This window comes from Pseudomonas sp. EggHat1 (assembly GCF_014892995.1).
Lineage (GTDB): Bacteria > Pseudomonadota > Gammaproteobacteria > Pseudomonadales > Pseudomonadaceae > Aquipseudomonas > Aquipseudomonas chaetocerotis.
Window position 1 is genome coordinate 56,878 of sequence record NZ_JACKQK010000008.1, and the last position, 14,735, is coordinate 71,612.

15 protein-coding genes are annotated in these 14,735 nt (G+C 60.4%); 6 read left to right on the forward strand and 9 right to left on the reverse strand.

Annotated features, from left to right (window positions below; all coding sequences use genetic code 11):
• Window positions 1-81: 81 nt before the first annotated feature.
• Window positions 82-840 carry a hypothetical protein gene (locus INS93_RS14230; protein ID WP_160019756.1) on the reverse strand — a complete coding sequence of 253 codons (759 nt, stop codon included), beginning with the start codon at window positions 838-840 and terminating at the stop codon, window positions 82-84.
• Window positions 841-1,024: 184 nt separating this feature from the next.
• Here INS93_RS14230 and sbcB point away from each other — a divergent pair, with 184 nt between their 5' ends.
• Entirely contained in the window at window positions 1,025-2,473 is a 1,449-nt protein-coding gene (gene sbcB, locus INS93_RS14235) for an exodeoxyribonuclease I (RefSeq protein WP_192983062.1), read from the forward strand.
• Between the two features lie 191 nt (window positions 2,474-2,664).
• On the opposite strand, the gene mvaT is transcribed toward sbcB, so the two are convergent.
• Window positions 2,665-3,039, reverse strand: coding sequence for a histone-like nucleoid-structuring protein MvaT (gene mvaT / locus INS93_RS14240; protein WP_017675049.1), 375 nt, complete (start codon window positions 3,037-3,039; stop codon window positions 2,665-2,667).
• A gap of 296 nt (window positions 3,040-3,335) precedes the next feature.
• On the opposite strand from mvaT, the gene purU reads away from it, so the two are divergent.
• From purU to INS93_RS14255, 3 genes are read left to right on the forward strand one after another with little or no spacing between them, the layout of a single operon-like run.
• Window positions 3,336-4,187 (forward strand): formyltetrahydrofolate deformylase, encoded by an 852-nt coding sequence (purU, locus tag INS93_RS14245; RefSeq protein WP_160019754.1) that lies wholly within the window; start codon window positions 3,336-3,338, stop codon window positions 4,185-4,187.
• 45 nt (window positions 4,188-4,232) lie between these two features.
• Window positions 4,233-4,658 carry a CBS domain-containing protein gene (locus INS93_RS14250; protein WP_160019753.1) on the forward strand — a complete coding sequence of 142 codons (426 nt, stop codon included), beginning with the start codon at window positions 4,233-4,235 and terminating at the stop codon, window positions 4,656-4,658.
• A 16-nt stretch (window positions 4,659-4,674) separates the two neighbouring features.
• A complete protein-coding gene (locus tag INS93_RS14255; RefSeq protein WP_192983065.1) occupies window positions 4,675-4,854 on the forward strand; it encodes a hypothetical protein in 180 nt (59 codons plus the stop codon).
• A 41-nt stretch (window positions 4,855-4,895) separates the two neighbouring features.
• On the opposite strand, the gene INS93_RS14260 is transcribed toward INS93_RS14255, so the two are convergent.
• On the reverse strand, window positions 4,896-6,773 hold the full coding sequence (locus INS93_RS14260) for a methyl-accepting chemotaxis protein (protein ID WP_192983068.1): 1,878 nt from the start codon (window positions 6,771-6,773) through the stop codon (window positions 4,896-4,898).
• Between the two features lie 158 nt (window positions 6,774-6,931).
• Here INS93_RS14260 and INS93_RS14265 point away from each other — a divergent pair, with 158 nt between their 5' ends.
• Window positions 6,932-8,416, forward strand: coding sequence for a helicase HerA-like domain-containing protein (locus INS93_RS14265; protein WP_192983071.1), 1,485 nt, complete (start codon window positions 6,932-6,934; stop codon window positions 8,414-8,416).
• A gap of 132 nt (window positions 8,417-8,548) precedes the next feature.
• On the opposite strand, the gene INS93_RS14270 is transcribed toward INS93_RS14265, so the two are convergent.
• Window positions 8,549-8,770 (reverse strand): hypothetical protein, encoded by a 222-nt coding sequence (locus tag INS93_RS14270; protein WP_017675043.1) that lies wholly within the window; start codon window positions 8,768-8,770, stop codon window positions 8,549-8,551.
• Between the two features lie 244 nt (window positions 8,771-9,014).
• The gene (locus INS93_RS14275) at window positions 9,015-9,890 is read right to left on the reverse strand and encodes an aldose 1-epimerase (RefSeq protein WP_192983074.1); all 876 of its coding nucleotides are present in this window, start codon (window positions 9,888-9,890) and stop codon (window positions 9,015-9,017) included.
• Between the two features lie 107 nt (window positions 9,891-9,997).
• Here INS93_RS14275 and INS93_RS14280 point away from each other — a divergent pair, with 107 nt between their 5' ends.
• A complete protein-coding gene (locus INS93_RS14280) occupies window positions 9,998-10,753 on the forward strand; it encodes a FadR/GntR family transcriptional regulator (RefSeq protein ID WP_160019747.1) in 756 nt (251 codons plus the stop codon).
• Window positions 10,754-10,833: 80 nt separating this feature from the next.
• On the opposite strand, the gene INS93_RS14285 is transcribed toward INS93_RS14280, so the two are convergent.
• The 4 genes from INS93_RS14285 to INS93_RS14300 form a co-directional block, all read right to left on the reverse strand.
• A complete protein-coding gene (locus INS93_RS14285) occupies window positions 10,834-11,739 on the reverse strand; it encodes an EamA family transporter (protein ID WP_160019746.1) in 906 nt (301 codons plus the stop codon).
• A gap of 91 nt (window positions 11,740-11,830) precedes the next feature.
• On the reverse strand, window positions 11,831-13,111 hold the full coding sequence (locus tag INS93_RS14290) for a TRAP transporter large permease (protein WP_192983076.1): 1,281 nt from the start codon (window positions 13,109-13,111) through the stop codon (window positions 11,831-11,833).
• Window positions 13,112-13,639, reverse strand: coding sequence for a TRAP transporter small permease (locus INS93_RS14295; protein WP_192983078.1), 528 nt, complete (start codon window positions 13,637-13,639; stop codon window positions 13,112-13,114).
• A gap of 59 nt (window positions 13,640-13,698) precedes the next feature.
• Window positions 13,699-14,673, reverse strand: a complete 975-nt coding sequence (locus INS93_RS14300; protein ID WP_160019743.1) for a TRAP transporter substrate-binding protein — start codon at window positions 14,671-14,673, stop codon at window positions 13,699-13,701.
• Between the last annotated feature and the right edge of the window lie 62 nt (window positions 14,674-14,735).

Below are 14,735 nucleotides of genomic sequence, written 5' to 3' on the forward strand. Positions count from 1 at the left end.
TGCATCAAGGAAAGCCCGATGCTAGCGAGCAGCGGGCCACGAACGCAACCGGGCCATTGATCTGGCCCGGGTCACGTCGATTTATTGGGCGGCAGGCAGCACGCCAAAGATAGTGCGATACAGCACGCCCATGGCCACGACCATCAGCGGAATGCTCCACACCAGACCGATACCCAGCGGGATGGCACTGACCATGACGATCAAACCGAGCAGCAGGAACAGGCCGAAGACCTTGAACCAGTGCTGGGTGATGGCCTTGCGCGAGGCTTCCAGTGCCTGCCACGGCGACAGGCCACGCTCGACCACCAGCGGAATGGCCAGCAGGTAGGCAACGGCCAGGTAGATGCCCGGGATCAGCAGCAGGATCATGCCGAGATAGATCAGCAGCATCATCACCACGGCAGTGATGATCAGCGGTACGGTGCGCCCGAAGTGGCTGAAAATCTCGTTGAAGCTCAGTGGCTGGTCGGCGGCGCGACGAATACCGACCATGTTGATGCCGGCCATGAAGGGGTAGGCCAGGGCCGAGGCCAGCAGCGAGATGAGGATTTCACCGACGATCATCAGCAGCATGTTTTCGCTCAGGGCGCCGAAGATGCCGACGACGCCGCCGAGGATGAAGGTGGCGGCCAGCAGCACCACGTAGAACACCAGGAAACCACCGATGATGATGCCTTTGGTGCCCTTGACCTTGCTCCAGGATTCGCTCAGCAGCTCGCCGATGCTGAAGTCATAGCCGCGAGCCAGCGCTTCTTCGATGCTCGGGGTCTGGTTAGGCGAGGTCTGTTGCAGGTCGCTGGTGGGAGCGGCATAGGGATTGGGGGTGATCGCGTCACTCATGGTTGCATCCTTGTAGGTAGAGTGTGGGGGCTGCCAATGCTAGTGGTTACGGCAGCTGCCCGACAAGTGCGGCGTGTCTGGCGGCGCAGCGGCTGTGCACTGGTTCATGCTTTGGCCGGGAGCGGCGAGCCTGGAAGTGGATGATAGACTGCCGACAACCTTACGTCCGGTACGGAGCCACCAAATGACTTCCAGCATCTTCTGGTACGACTACGAGACCACCGGTATCAATCCGCGGTGTGATCGTCCGCTGCAGGTGGCGGGTATCCGTACCGATGAGGCGCTGAACGAGGTTGGCGAGGCGCTGAACATCTACTGCCGCCCCAGCGATGACATTCTGCCGCACCCGGCTGCTTGTCTGGTGACCGGTATCGACCCTCAGCGCCTGCAGCAGTCAGGGCTCGACGAAGGCGAGTTCATGACCCGTGTGCATGCCGCGCTCTCTGCGCCCGGCACCTGTGGCGCCGGCTACAACAGCTTGCGCTTCGATGACGAGGTGACGCGCTACAGCCTCTACCGTAACTTCTTCGATCCCTACGCGCGTGAGTGGCAGGGGGGCAACAGCCGCTGGGACCTGATCGATCTGGTGCGCACCGCTTATGCGCTGCGTCCCGAGGGCATCGAGTGGCCCGAGGAAGGGGAGCGGGTGTCGCTCAAACTGGAGCGCCTGACCCAGGCCAATGGCATCGACCATGGCCAGGCTCACGATGCGCTGTCCGACGTGCGCGCCACTATCGGCCTGGCACGGCTGCTGCGCGACCGACAGCCGAAGCTTTACGACTTTCTCTACCAACTGCGTAGCAAACAACGGGTGCTGGATCAGATTCGCCTGCTGCAGCCGCTGTTGCACATTTCCGGACGCTTCTCTGCGGCACGTCATTATCTGGCGCCCGTGCTGCCGCTGGCCTGGCATCCGCGCAATCGCAATGCGCTGATCGTCTGTGATCTGCAGGCTGATCCGTCGCCCTTGTTGAATCTGGACGCCGATACGCTGCGCAGTCGTCTCTACACGCGCCGCGAGGACCTTGCCGAGGGCGAGTTGCCGGTGCCGCTGAAGCTGCTGCATATCAATCGCTGTCCGGTGGTGGCACCGCTTGCGGTGCTGCGCGAGGCGGATCGGCAACGCCTGCAACTGGACTGGTCGATCTGTGAGCGCAATGTTGAAGTGCTGAAAAATGAACAGCCGCATTGGCAGGACAAATTAGCGGCCATTTACCGTGAAGAAGCCTTCGCAGGCAGTAACGACCCCGAACAACAGCTTTACGATGGGTTTATCGGTGATCGTGACCGTCGTTTGTGTGAACAGGTGCGTGGCGCTCAACCTGAAGCATTGGCCGACGGCAAAAAATGGCCATTCGATGATGCACGACTGCCAGAGTTATTGTTTCGTTATCGGGCGCGCAATTTCCCTTCAAGTCTGTCAGCCGCTGAATCTCTGCGCTGGGAAGAGTTCTGCCGGCAGCGTTTGAGCGATCCGGAGTTCGGTGCGCCCAATACCCTGACGCAATTTCACGCGGCATTGGAGCAGTTGCGCACGGACTGCAGCCCCAGCCAATTGCAACTTCTGCAGCAGTGGCAGGCGTATGCACAGGCGCTGCAGGCGCGTTTTGCCGTGAATTCCGCTGGCGTTTGAAGCGGACAAGAGGCTGCCAGGGCAATAGACGATGGTCTCGTCAGTACTGTGTAAGCAAAATGTAGGGGCGGAAGTTTTTCGTTCGTTCAGCGTAATTGCGGGTGCAGGCAATTGCCTAAAACGGTTAAGCCTGAAAAATATCGACAATAAAAAACGCCAGCAAGGCTGGCGTTTTGGGTGTCGCTCAGGAATTAGCCCAGCAGAGTGGCCCAGCCTTCGACGACGTCGGCGCCCCACTTGGCTTTCCACTCTTTCAGAGTCTTGTGGTTGCCGCCTTTGGTTTCGATCACTTCGCCGCTGTGCGGGTTCTTGTACTGCTTGACCTTGCGCGCACGCTTGGCAGCAACAGGCTTGCTGGCACGTACGCCTTTGCCGGTTTTGGCTTCAGGATCGAGCAGGGCGATGATGTCGCGCAGCGACTTCTGATATTCGCCCATCAGGGTGCGCAGCTTGCCTTCGAATTCCAGCTCTTTCTTCAGCTTGTCGTCTTGCGACATGTTCTTCAGACGCTCTTGGAGCTCTTTGATGCTTTCTTCGATGTTGCGGTATTCGTTGATCAGCGACATGGGCATTACCTTGGCGTGAATAAGACTGTGGTAGTCAACAGTGGCCTAATAATAGTCATGCACTTTTAGCAAGTAAACAGCAGGCCACAAAATAACTGAAGTGTACTGCAACCCTATGTGTCGCTCAGGCTTGAATTAAACCGGCTACTGCAACTAGGCCCTGAAGTTTTCGGTGCGCTCAAATAGGGCACTTTCCGGGTGCCCGGTCGCGTGCTTTTGCAGGTGCGTGGCTGCTGCAGTTTTGCCGGAAAATCGTTAGAATGGCCGACTTTTTGCGCCGCCAGTGGGGTTTAGTTATGCGCACGTTCAGATTGGTCATCTCCTGCCCTGACCGCGTCGGCATCGTTGCCAAAGTCAGTAATTTCCTCGCTACCTATAACGGCTGGATTACCGAAGCCAGTCACCACTCCGATACACAGAGTGGCTGGTTCTTCATGCGTCACGAAATCCGTGCCGACTCGCTGCCGTTCGATCTGGATGGTTTCAAGCAGGCGTTCTCGCCCATTGCCCGCGAGTTCTCCATGGAGTGGCGTATCACCGATTCGGCGCAGAAGAAGCGCGTGGTGCTGATGGCCAGTCGCGAGTCGCACTGCCTGGCTGATCTGTTGCACCGTTGGCACAGCAATGAACTCGATTGCGAGATTCCCTGCGTAATCGCCAACCATGACGATCTGCGCAGCATGGTCGAGTGGCACGGCATTCCTTACTTCCATGTTCCGGTCGATCCCAAGGACAAGGCGCCGGCCTTCGCCGAGGTGGAGCGGCTGGTCAAGGAACATCGGGCCGATGTCATCGTCCTGGCGCGCTACATGCAGATTTTGCCACCGGCGTTGTGCGCCGAATTTGCCCAGCGCGTGATCAACATCCATCACAGCTTCCTGCCGTCGTTCGTCGGCGCCAAACCCTACCACCAGGCTTCGTTGCGCGGCGTGAAGCTGATCGGTGCCACTTCGCATTACGTCACCGAGGAGCTGGATGCCGGGCCGATCATCGAGCAGGACGTGGTACGCGTGACCCATCGCGACGATACCGAGGAAATGGTGCGTCTGGGCAAGGATGTGGAGAAGATGGTGCTGGCGCGTGGGCTACGCTATCACTTGGAAGACCGAGTGCTGGTACACGACAACAAGACAGTGGTATTCGACTGATCCTGCTGCGTGGGCCGGCTCGATGTACGTCAGAGGAGAACGCCCATGCTCAAGTCCATCAAGGTGCGCGACTACATGACTCGCCATCTGGTGACCTTCAGGTCGGATACCGATCTGTTCACCGCCATCAATCGATTGCTGGAACATCGGATTTCCGGTGCGCCAGTGGTCGATTCCCAGGGCCATCTGATTGGTTTGCTGTCGGAGGGTGACTGCTTGCGTGGCATTCTCTCCGGTGCCTACTACGAAGCTGTTGGTGGCACCGTCAGCACCTACATGACCACCGACGTCGAGACGGTGAGCCCGGAGGCCGACATCATCGAGTTGTCCGAGCGCTTTCTGCGGGGGCGGCGGCGGCGATTGCCGGTGATCGAGCACGGTCGTCTGGTGGGGCAGATCAGTCGTTGCGACGTGCTGCGCGCCGTCAAGGAGTTCGCCCAGCACGAGCAGGGCTCTCTGGAGGCCAGTTGATGGAGGCTCGAACGGCATGACCGATCCACTGGAAAAAGCCACCTCAAAGGCGCCGCCGACTCTGGGCGAAGGCTGTGTACGGCGATACGACCCCGATGCCCTGAGCGAAGACGACGGGACCGACTTTGCCGATGCCGCCGAATTGTGGCGTCAACTGCAGGAGCAGGCCGAAGACAAACCTGAGCATGAGCGATAATCGAGAAGGGCGCTGCGGCGCCCTTCGTGTTACTGGCTGTTTCAGATTCGGAAGCTGTCGACCATCTGCTTGAGGCGCGCGGCCTGCTGCTCCAGATCGCCGCAGGCGCGCAGGGTGGCTTGCAGGTTTTCCACGCCCTCCTGGTTGAGGGTGTTGATCTCGATGATGTCCATGTTCAGTGACTCGATCACCGAGGTCTGCTCCTCGGTGGCGGTGGCAACCGACTGGTTCATCCCATCGATCTCGCCGATGCGGGCGGTCACTGTGCCCAGTCGTTCGCCGGCCTGGTTGGCGATGTCCACGCTTTCTTCGCTATAGCGCTGGCTCTCGGTCATGGTAGTGACGGATTCTCGCGATCCGACCTGCAGTTCCTCGATCATTTTCTCGATTTCCTGCGCTGACTCCTGGGTACGGTGTGCCAGGTTGCGCACCTCGTCGGCAACCACGGCAAAACCGCGCCCGGCCTCGCCGGCACGAGCCGCCTCGATGGCGGCGTTGAGCGCCAGCAGGTTGGTCTGCTGGGAGATGCTCTTGATCACTTCGAGGATCTGGCCAATGTCCACCGTTTTGCTGTTGAGCATCTCGATCTTGGCGCAGGCATCGCTGATCTTGTTCGACAGCTCGCTCATGGAGCTGATCGCTTGCTGCACCACCTTGCCGCCGTCTTCTGCCTGATGGCGGGCATCCGATGCCTGGCTCGAGGCATCGGCGGCATTGCGGGCGATTTCCTGCGCAGCCGCGCCGAGCTGATTGATGGCAGCTGCCACGCTGTTGGTGCGGCTGGCCTGTTCGTCGGAGTTGACCATCGAGGAGTTGGAAGCATTGACCACCAGCTTGGCGACTTCGTTGACCTGAACGGTTGCCGATGACACTTCACGGATGGAGCTGTGGATGCGTTCGACGAACTGATTGAAGGAGCGCGCCAGGGCGCCGAATTCGTCATTGGACTGGATCGCCAGGCGCTTGGTCAGGTCGCCTTCGCCTTGGGCGATGTCTTGCATGGCCTTGCCCATGGCTGTCAGCGGCTGCATCAGTACACGGATCAGCAGGCCGAGCAGGGCAATGATCAGCACCACGGCAATCACCGTGGCGATGATCGCCGAGGCGCGAAACTCGGTGAGCATGGAATAGGCCTTGGCCTTGTCGATCGACAGGCCGATGTGCCAGTTGACCGAGGGCAGGCCCTGGACTGGTGCGAAGGTCAGAATGCGGGTGTTGCCATCGAGCTGCGCCTCGCTGAATTCGCTGCTGATGCGTGGCGTGTTCTGCGGGTAGATGTCCTTGAGGTTCTTCATCACCAGGCTCTTGTCCGGGTGCACCAGAACCTTGCCATCGGCGCTGACCAGGAAGGCATAGCCGATGCCGTCGAAGTCCAGTGCATTGATGATGTTGACCAGGATCTGCAGGCTCAGGTCGCCACCGACCACACCAGCTGGCCTGGCCGGGGTGGCGATGGTGATGATCAGTTCACCGGTAGCGGCATCGACGTAAGGCTCGGTAAGGGTGGTACCGCCGGCAGCCAGGGCGTCCTTGTACCAGGGGCGAGTGCGTGGGTCGTAGTCGGCAGGCATCTGCTCGTCCGGGCGCATGGTGAAACCGCCGCTTTCGGTGCCCAGATAGGTAAAGGCGAAGGAAGAGGTCAGCGCTTTCTGCTCCAGCAGTTTGACCACACGATCCGGCTCGCTGTCGTTGCTGATCGACTGCGCTGCGCTTTCCACCAGCAGGATGCGTCCGGACAACCAGTTCTGGATGTTGCTGGCGGTCACGTTACCCATTTCATGCAGATAGCTTTCCAGGTCCTCGCGGATGGCGTTGCGCTGCAGGTAATCGTTGTAGAGGGTGAACAGCGAGAAGGCGGCAATCACTACCAGGGAGGCCGCGAGCAGAATCTTGTGGCTGAACTGCAGGTTTTTGCTCATGTTGTCTTGCGTCCGGATGGCTCTGGAACCAGTCTTGTATTCCGCGGCTGCGCTTTCAAGAGCGTTTTCGCGGGCTGTTGCGGCAGAGGGAATAACTGTTTGTTCTGCTGTTTGTATCGGTATAACTGCAGTAAAGCTTTAACCCAGGGGATGGCAAGATGCCTTTGAATTCACAGTTCGTATTGGGTGCTGGCAGTGATGGTCAGGCGGTTGGTCAGCCTTTGCGCCTGGCCAACCGTCACGGTCTTATCGCTGGCGCTACTGGCACCGGCAAGACGGTGACCCTGCAACGGTTGATCGAGACGTTCAGCGACGCCGGGGTGGCAGTGTTCGCCGCTGATGTAAAAGGTGATCTGTGTGGCCTGGGCGCTGCCGGTGCGCCGCAAGGCAAGGTCGCCGAGCGCATCGCCAGCATGCCCTGGCTGAATCATCAGCCGCAGGCCTATCCGGTGACGCTGTGGGACGTACACGGTCAGAGCGGCCACCCACTGCGTACCACTCTCAGCGAGATGGGGCCGCTGCTGCTTGGCGCACTGCTCGAGCTGACTGACAGCCAGCAGGCTGCGCTTTACGCGGCGTTCAAGGTGGCTGACCGCGAAGGTTTGTTGCTGCTCGACCTGAAAGACCTGAAGGCGCTGCTCGGCTACCTCAAGGACAATCCGCACGTGCTGGGGGAGGACAGTGCATTGTTCACCAGCTCCTCGGCACAGGCGTTGTTACGTCGCCTGGCAGGGCTGGAGCAGCAGGGGGCCGAGGCCCTGTTCGGCGAGCCGGCGTTGCAGCTCGAAGACCTTCTACACCCTGATCGCGATGGTCGCGGGCGCGTGCACTTGCTCGATGCCTCCCGCCTGGTTCATGAGGCGCCCAAGGTGTATGCAACCTTCCTGCTGTGGCTGTTGGCCGAACTGTTCGAACAACTGCCGGAGCGCGGTGACGCCGACAAACCGGTACTGGCGCTGTTCTTCGACGAGGCGCACCTGCTCTTTCAGGGTACGCCCAAGGCGCTGCAGGAGCGCCTGGAGCAGGTGGTGCGGCTGATTCGCTCCAAGGGCGTCGGGGTGTATTTCGTCACCCAGTCGCCGAGCGATCTGCCGGACGATGTCCTGGCTCAGCTCGGCCTGCGTATTCAGCATGGCTTGCGCGCGTTCACGGCCAAGGAGCAGAAGGCCCTGCGCGCAGTGGCCGATGGTTTTCGCCCGAACCCGGCATTCAGCGCGCTCAGCGTGCTCACCGAACTGGGGATTGGTGAAGCATTGGTTGGCACGCTGGAGGAAAAAGGCACACCGGCCATGGTTCAGCGCGTGGCCATCGCGCCACCGCAGTCGCGTATCGGCCCGCTGAATGAGGCCGAGCGTGCGGCATTGGTGCGTCAGTCGCCGCTGGCTGGGCGCTACGACAAGCCTGTCGATCGCGAGTCGGCCTATGAGCTGCTCACCGCGCGTGCCGAGCAGGCTCGCAATGTCGAGCCAGTCGAGCCAGTCGAGCCGGCAGAGAAGCGGAAGGCGGAGCCGGGGCTGGGCGATATGGCCAGTGATCTGATTGGCAGCGCGATGAAGACCGCGCTGCGCCAGGCCGCCAACCAGATTGGTCGGCAACTGGTGCGGGGGCTCATGGGCTCGCTGACGGGTAGCAGGAAGCGTTAGGTAAGTGCTGGAAAAGCCGTCATTCCCGCGGAGGCGGCTCAAGAGCAATTGGACTCCCGCCTTCGCGGGAGTGACGGTAGAAAGCCTGTTCCAGAACTTCCCCGGCTACGGGGAGCCTGGGGCAGCGTGTCACTAGCCGGCGGTTTCGTCGGCTGCGTCCTGCTTGTCCTGGCGTTCTTTCTCGATTTTCTCGATTTCTTTCTCGAAGGCCTGGTCGAGCAGGCTGGGCTTCTTGCGCCAGGGTTTGCGGTCGGGGTCCGGCTGGGCGGCGTAGGTGATGACTTCTCCGCCGTATACATCCTTGTAACGCTGCGCCTGGCGCTCGAGTTCGGCGCGCAGTTCGTCTTTCGTCACTGTTTTTACCTGTAGGTTGTGATCGACCCACACAACAGCCGAAACACCAGGTTTCACTGTTGCGCTGAGGGATCAATCTAAAGTGCTTTGCCTTGGTTGGCCGGGAGAACAGTTTGCAAAGTTTCACGCTTTGCATCTTTCTCCTTTCTCTTCAGTTACTTATCTATCTGTAACTTTTTTTCGAGAAAAGTTGCATTGGGCAACTGGCGGGTATTATCGCCAATACCCTTTGAATGTCCAGTGATCAGTCTGCAAGCGTCTGGTAATGCAGGCTGAAACTCATCTGAACACTTTGCTCCGCTGCCAGTAATCTTAGCCCTGGTTGCCCCGGCAAATGGTGGGCGTTGACCGGGTGAGTGACGGGCTCGAAACAGAAGAAGTTCTGCGCTTGCGGGCAAAACAACAGAAACATATCGCTGCCCTGCGCCTCGCAGACGAGCTGATAACCTGCGTCTGGTTGAATGATACGAGCGCGCCCTGGCCATTGGGTAAACGCATTATCGACAAGTTGCTGCGGCAACAAGCCGGGCTCGTCGAAGTTCCAGGTCTGCGGTAACTCAATCCACTGGCTGGACAGTTTGTCCTCGCTGCACAACCAGACGCCGCCTGCTTGCGCCTGCACGCGCGTGTGTGCAGTGCGCGGCAGATAAGGATGCAGGCCGAGTCCATACCAGGTGGGCTGCTCGCCGAGATGTGTGGCGTGTAACGTCAGGCGCAGACGGCCGTCAGTGAGTTGTACGTGGAGAGTGGCGCGATAGGGAAAAGGTGTTTGGCTACGCAGTTCCAGGACGGCGCTGTCGGACGTCGCATTGACTATCTGCCAGGGTTGTTGCCAGGCACTGCCATGTATCGGCAGAGGTTCGTGTTCGGTATTGGCATCAAGCGCTTGCCAGCCGTCAGGGGTAGCGAAACCGCCGCCGCCAATACGGTTGGACCAGGGCAGCAACGGGTAGCAGGCCAATCGTCTGGGATTGGCGGCAGCCAGCGCCTGTTGGTCGCTATGGCGAAGCAGCGGCTGGCCGTCGCTCAGGCGCACCCAGTTGACCAGGCTTGCGCCCAGTTCCGGGGCAAGGGTCAACTGGGTCAGGCTATCGCTCAGGGTCAGCAGAGTCGTTGGCATTTGACGCTCCGGGGGCTGTAATTGTCGGGAATTCATAGTGTCATCGTACAACTGCTAGGCTATCATTGCTGCAAAGCCTCAAGTCCTAAATCGAGAATTCGTCCGCCATGGAAACGCAAAACGCTCAACCTCGTGCTCGTCGCAAGCACCGCAGCCTGGCCCAGGAGTTGGTAGCCGATCTGTCGCAGCGCATTCGCGATGGGCTGATCAAGCGCGGTGAGAAGCTTCCGACGGAGTCGGCGATCATGGAAGAGCAGGGCGTCAGCCGTACCGTGGTGCGCGAGGCCTTGTCGCGCTTGCAGGCAGCGGGGCTGGTCGAGACCCGTCACGGCATCGGCACTTTCGTGCTGGATACGCCCAGTGCCAGTGGTTTTCGCATCGATCCGGCAACCATCGTCACCTTGCGCGACGTGCTGGCCATTCTTGAACTGCGTATCAGTCTTGAGGTGGAGTCTGCCGGGATGGCAGCTCAGCGCCGTAATGACGTACAGCTGAAGGCTATCCGCGAGGCACTGGATGCCATCAACGAGAGCGCGATGCATGCCAGCGATGCGGTGTCCTCTGATTTCCAATTCCATCTGCGCATTGCCGAGGCTACCGGCAACCGCTACTTCACCGATATTCTCAGTCACCTGGGTACCAGCATCATCCCGCGCACTCGGGTCAATTCCGCCAGCCTGGCGCGTGACGACCAGACCCACTACATGGCGCGTCTGGAGCGCGAGCACGAGCAGATCTTCGAAGCCATCGCGCGCCAGGATGCCGAGGCGGCGCGGGCAGCGATGCGTCTGCACCTGACCAACAGCCGCGAGCGCCTGCGTCAGGCGCACGAAGCGGCCGAGGCGGAAGCGCTGCACGGCTGAAACTCCCCGCAGACACTCGGCGGCCCTGGGCCGCCGAGTGTCTTTTGGCAGTGAGAAAAAATCAGCGCACATGGCGCGCTCTAGCGCCGATAGGCCAGGGCGACGATACCGCCGACCACGATCAAACCGCCGATCACCTGCAGGGCTCCCAATACCTGCCCCAGAATCAGCCAGCCCAGGATCATGCCGGCCACCGGCTCCATGTTCATCACCGGTGCATTGCGCGCGATGTTCAGACGCGGCATGCAGATGAACAGGGTTGAAAAAGCTGCACCATAGAGCAGGACCAGGCAGGCCAGTGCGATCCAGCCGGTGCTGGCATTGGGCAGGCTCAAACCGCCAGGAATAAGGCCGCTGCTGCCCAGCAGGGCCGAGGCGCTGAACACCACGGCCAGGGTCAGCATGCTGCGTACCGAGCCAGCGATTTTCGACAGGCGATTTTCGGTGATCCACAACGCCACGGCGAAAACGGCGGCAGCCGTCAGGCTGAACAGGATGCCTGCCATCCACTCGCCGTCCGGCGCATCGCTGCTGGCCAGGCGGCCAGGAACGTCGAGCACCAACACCAGGCCGAAGAGGATCACGCCCATGATGGCCAGCGCCTGTCGGGTTGGCGCTGCACCGCCGAGCGCCCAGGTGAGCAGTGCCAGCAGGATTGGCGAGAGGTTGACTACCAGCAGCGCCAGGGCCACGGGAATGCGCGCCACGGCCGAGTAGATGCAGAAGCTTTGAATGGCGATCAGCAGGCCCAGCAAGATCTGCCAGCTCCAGGTGGCGCGACCCAGTTTCAGCGATTCACGTCGCCACAGTACCAGAGCGGCCAGCGCGACCAGGGTCACGCCGGCACGCGCGAGCATGGCCAGCAGCAGCCCGGTGTCGTGGTCGAAGGCGATCCGCGCAGCGATGTGGTTACCCGCGAACGAGCAAGCCAGTGTTGCGAGGATCAGGACGGCGATGTGACGCGCAAATGGGGTGGAACCTTGCATGACGAAATCCTGTTGTCATAGCCTGAAAATCAGGCCCTAAAGCAAAACGCCGCCCGATTGGGCGGCGTTGTCGTTCAATGCCCGGTTGCTGTCAGAGCACGACGCTCGGCAGCCACAGCGAAATGGCAGGGATGTAGGTAACGGCCATCAGCACGGCGAACAGCGCGATGTAGAACGGCAGCAGTGCCTTCACGGTGTTTTCGATGGTGACCTTGCCGATTGCGGCGCCGACGAAGAGTACCGCACCTACCGGTGGCGTGATCAGTCCAATACCGAGGTTGACCAGCATGATCATGCCGAAGTGCACCGGGTCGACGCCGAAGGACGTCACCACTGGCAGCAGAATCGGCGTGAGGATCAGGATCAGTGGCGCCATGTCCATCAGCGTGCCCAGCACCAGCAGCATGAAGTTGACGCACATCAGGATCACGTAGCGGTTGTCCGAGAAGGTCAGGAACGCCGTGGTGATCTTCGACGGAATCTGCATCAGGGTCATGATGTAGCCGAAGCTGGCGGCGAAGGCGATGAGGATCATCACGATCGACAGCGTGCGCACGGTGCGGTGCAGCATCTTCGGCAGTTCACGCCACTTGTAGTCGCGGTAGATGAACATGGTCACGAAGAACGCCCAGACCACCGCGACAGCCGCCGATTCGGTGGCGGTGAACACGCCACTGAGGATGCCGCCGAGGATGATGAACATGGTCATCAGGCCCCACAGTGCTTCCACGCAGATCTTCAGTGCCTGGCGCAGCGGAATCACTTCGCCCTTGGGGTAGTTGCGCTTCTTGGCGAACCACAGGCACAGCGCGGCCATGGTGAAGCTGAGCAGCAGGCCCGGGCCGATGCCAGCGACGAACAGAGCCGCGATGGACACCGTGCCGCCAGCGGCCAGCGAGTAGATCACCGAGTTGTGGCTGGGCGGGGTGAGCAGTGCCTGCACCGAGCCGGAAACGGTCACGGCGGTGGAAAACTCGCGCGGATAGCCTTTCTTTTCCATTTCCGGGATCAGCACCGAACCGACAGAGGCGGTATCGGCCAGGGAGGAGCCGGATATGGCGCCGAAGAAGGTCGAAGCGGTGATGTTGACCAGCGACAGGCCGCCACGGACGAAGCCGACCAGCACCCCGGCGAACGCCACAAGGCGCCGGGCCATGCCGCCTTCGGCCATGATTGCGCCGGCCAGGACGAAGAACGGAATGGCCAGCAGGGAGAATTTGTTCACGCCACCGGCGATCTGGATCATCACGGCATGCAGGGGGATATCGATCCACCAGGCGCCGATCAGTGCGGAAACGCCAAGCGAATAAGCAACGGGGACGCGTAGCAGGATAAGGACAATGAAACTGCCCAAAAGAATGGCGGCATCCATTTACGCGGCCTCCTTGGAATCTTCAGTGTGTTCGAAGTCGACGGCACGGCGCTTGTGTTGATCGCCGTAGAGCAGTTGTTCGATGACGAACAGGAGGGTGATGAAACCGCCCACCGGGATTGGCATGTAGCTGATGCCGACGCGTACCGAGGGCAGGGTGCTGAGGTACTGGTTCCAGGTCGCTACGCAGAGTTTGTAACCCCAAATCAGCATGAACAGCGCGATGCCGCCCATGACCAGACGTACGAACAGCGTGATCAGCGGTACCAGTGTTTGTGGCAGGCGATCGGTCAGTGAGGTCACAGCCATGTGGGCCCCCGCACGGTAGCCAGCAGCGGCACCGACGAAGGTGAACAGCACCATCAATAGCACTGAAATAGGCTCGGGCCAGCCCAGTCCTTGACCCAGCGCGTAACGGCTGAATACGCCCCAGGGGATGATCAAAGCCATGATCACGATCGCCAGGCCGGCGGTCGCGATACAGGCACGGTAGATGGCGTCGTTGACGCCCAGAACCAGGTTTTTCATGAGGCTTCACCGGTTGCGCGGCGCAGGCGAGGTGCCGGCGCCGCGCGCTTGCGCGTGGATTACTGAACGGCTTCGATACGCTGAATCAGGTCAACGAACTGCGCGCCGTACTTCTCACGAACCGGGGCGGTAGCATCGTAGAAGGGCTTGGTATCGACTTCGATGAATTCGACGCCCTCAGCCTTGAGTTTCTCTACGCTGCTGGCGCTCTTCTCGTCCCACAGCTGGCGCTCTTCCAGTTGCGCTTCCTTGGCCAGTTTCTTGACCAGTTCCTGCTGTTCCGGCGTCAGCTTGTTCCAGGTGGTCTTGGACATCAGCAGCGGCTCGGGCAGGATCAGGTGGTGGGTCTGGGTGTAGTACTTGGCGGAGCGGAAATGGTTGTGCTCGAGCAGGGTAGGCGGATTGTTCTCGGCGCCGTCGATCACGCCGCTCTGCAGAGCGCTGAAGATTTCACCGGTGTCCATGGCGATGCCGTTTGCACCCATGGCGTTGAGGGTGTCGATGAACAGCGGGTTGCCCATTACGCGGATCTTCATGCCTTTCAGGTCTTCGATGCTGCGTATCGGCTTCTTGGTGTAGAGGCTGCGGCTGCCGCCGTCCATCCATGCCAGACCGACCATGTTGAAGTCGGAGTTGGTGATGGCGTCGAGGATTTCCTGGCCGATCTCACCGTCGATGATCTTGCGCATGTGGTCGACGTCGCGGAACACGAACGGCATGTTGAAGACGTTGGTGGCCGGAACTACCGAACCGACCGAACCGAGGCTGACGCGGGTCAGCTGGACGGCACCGATCTGGGTCTGCTCGATGACTTCCTTCTCGGAGCCGAGAACGCCGCCGGCGAACATGCGGGATTTGATCTCGCCGTTGGTGGCAGCTTCCAGCTTCTTGCCGAGGTTTTCCATGGCGACTACGGTCGGGTAGCCAGCAGGGTGGATTTCGGCAATCTTCAGGGTCGTCTCGGCCTGTACGAAGGAGGACAGACCGAGCGCTAGCGGAAGTGTGGCGAGAAGCAACTTGCGTTTGAGGTTCATGCGGAAAACTCCGTCTTGTTGTTGTTGGTTTACAGCAGCTTGAGTCCGGTGCCGCGAGCGGC

Excerpts from the sequence above, each read along its gene's own strand:
- INS93_RS14230 (WP_160019756.1), bottom strand. The coding sequence starts at position 840 with ATGAGTGACGCGATCACCCCCAATCCCTATGCCGCTCCCACCAGCGAC.
- sbcB (WP_192983062.1), top strand. The coding sequence starts at position 1,025 with ATGACTTCCAGCATCTTCTGGTACGACTACGAGACCACCGGTATCAAT.
- mvaT (WP_017675049.1), bottom strand. The coding sequence starts at position 3,039 with ATGTCGCTGATCAACGAATACCGCAACATCGAAGAAAGCATCAAAGAG.
- purU (WP_160019754.1), top strand. The coding sequence starts at position 3,336 with ATGCGCACGTTCAGATTGGTCATCTCCTGCCCTGACCGCGTCGGCATC.
- INS93_RS14250 (WP_160019753.1), top strand. The coding sequence starts at position 4,233 with ATGCTCAAGTCCATCAAGGTGCGCGACTACATGACTCGCCATCTGGTG.
- INS93_RS14255 (WP_192983065.1), top strand. The coding sequence starts at position 4,675 with ATGACCGATCCACTGGAAAAAGCCACCTCAAAGGCGCCGCCGACTCTG.
- INS93_RS14260 (WP_192983068.1), bottom strand. The coding sequence starts at position 6,773 with ATGAGCAAAAACCTGCAGTTCAGCCACAAGATTCTGCTCGCGGCCTCC.
- INS93_RS14265 (WP_192983071.1), top strand. The coding sequence starts at position 6,932 with ATGCCTTTGAATTCACAGTTCGTATTGGGTGCTGGCAGTGATGGTCAG.
- INS93_RS14275 (WP_192983074.1), bottom strand. The coding sequence starts at position 9,890 with ATGCCAACGACTCTGCTGACCCTGAGCGATAGCCTGACCCAGTTGACC.
- INS93_RS14280 (WP_160019747.1), top strand. The coding sequence starts at position 9,998 with ATGGAAACGCAAAACGCTCAACCTCGTGCTCGTCGCAAGCACCGCAGC.
- INS93_RS14285 (WP_160019746.1), bottom strand. The coding sequence starts at position 11,739 with ATGCAAGGTTCCACCCCATTTGCGCGTCACATCGCCGTCCTGATCCTC.
- INS93_RS14290 (WP_192983076.1), bottom strand. The coding sequence starts at position 13,111 with ATGGATGCCGCCATTCTTTTGGGCAGTTTCATTGTCCTTATCCTGCTA.
- INS93_RS14295 (WP_192983078.1), bottom strand. The coding sequence starts at position 13,639 with ATGAAAAACCTGGTTCTGGGCGTCAACGACGCCATCTACCGTGCCTGT.
- INS93_RS14300 (WP_160019743.1), bottom strand. The coding sequence starts at position 14,673 with ATGAACCTCAAACGCAAGTTGCTTCTCGCCACACTTCCGCTAGCGCTC.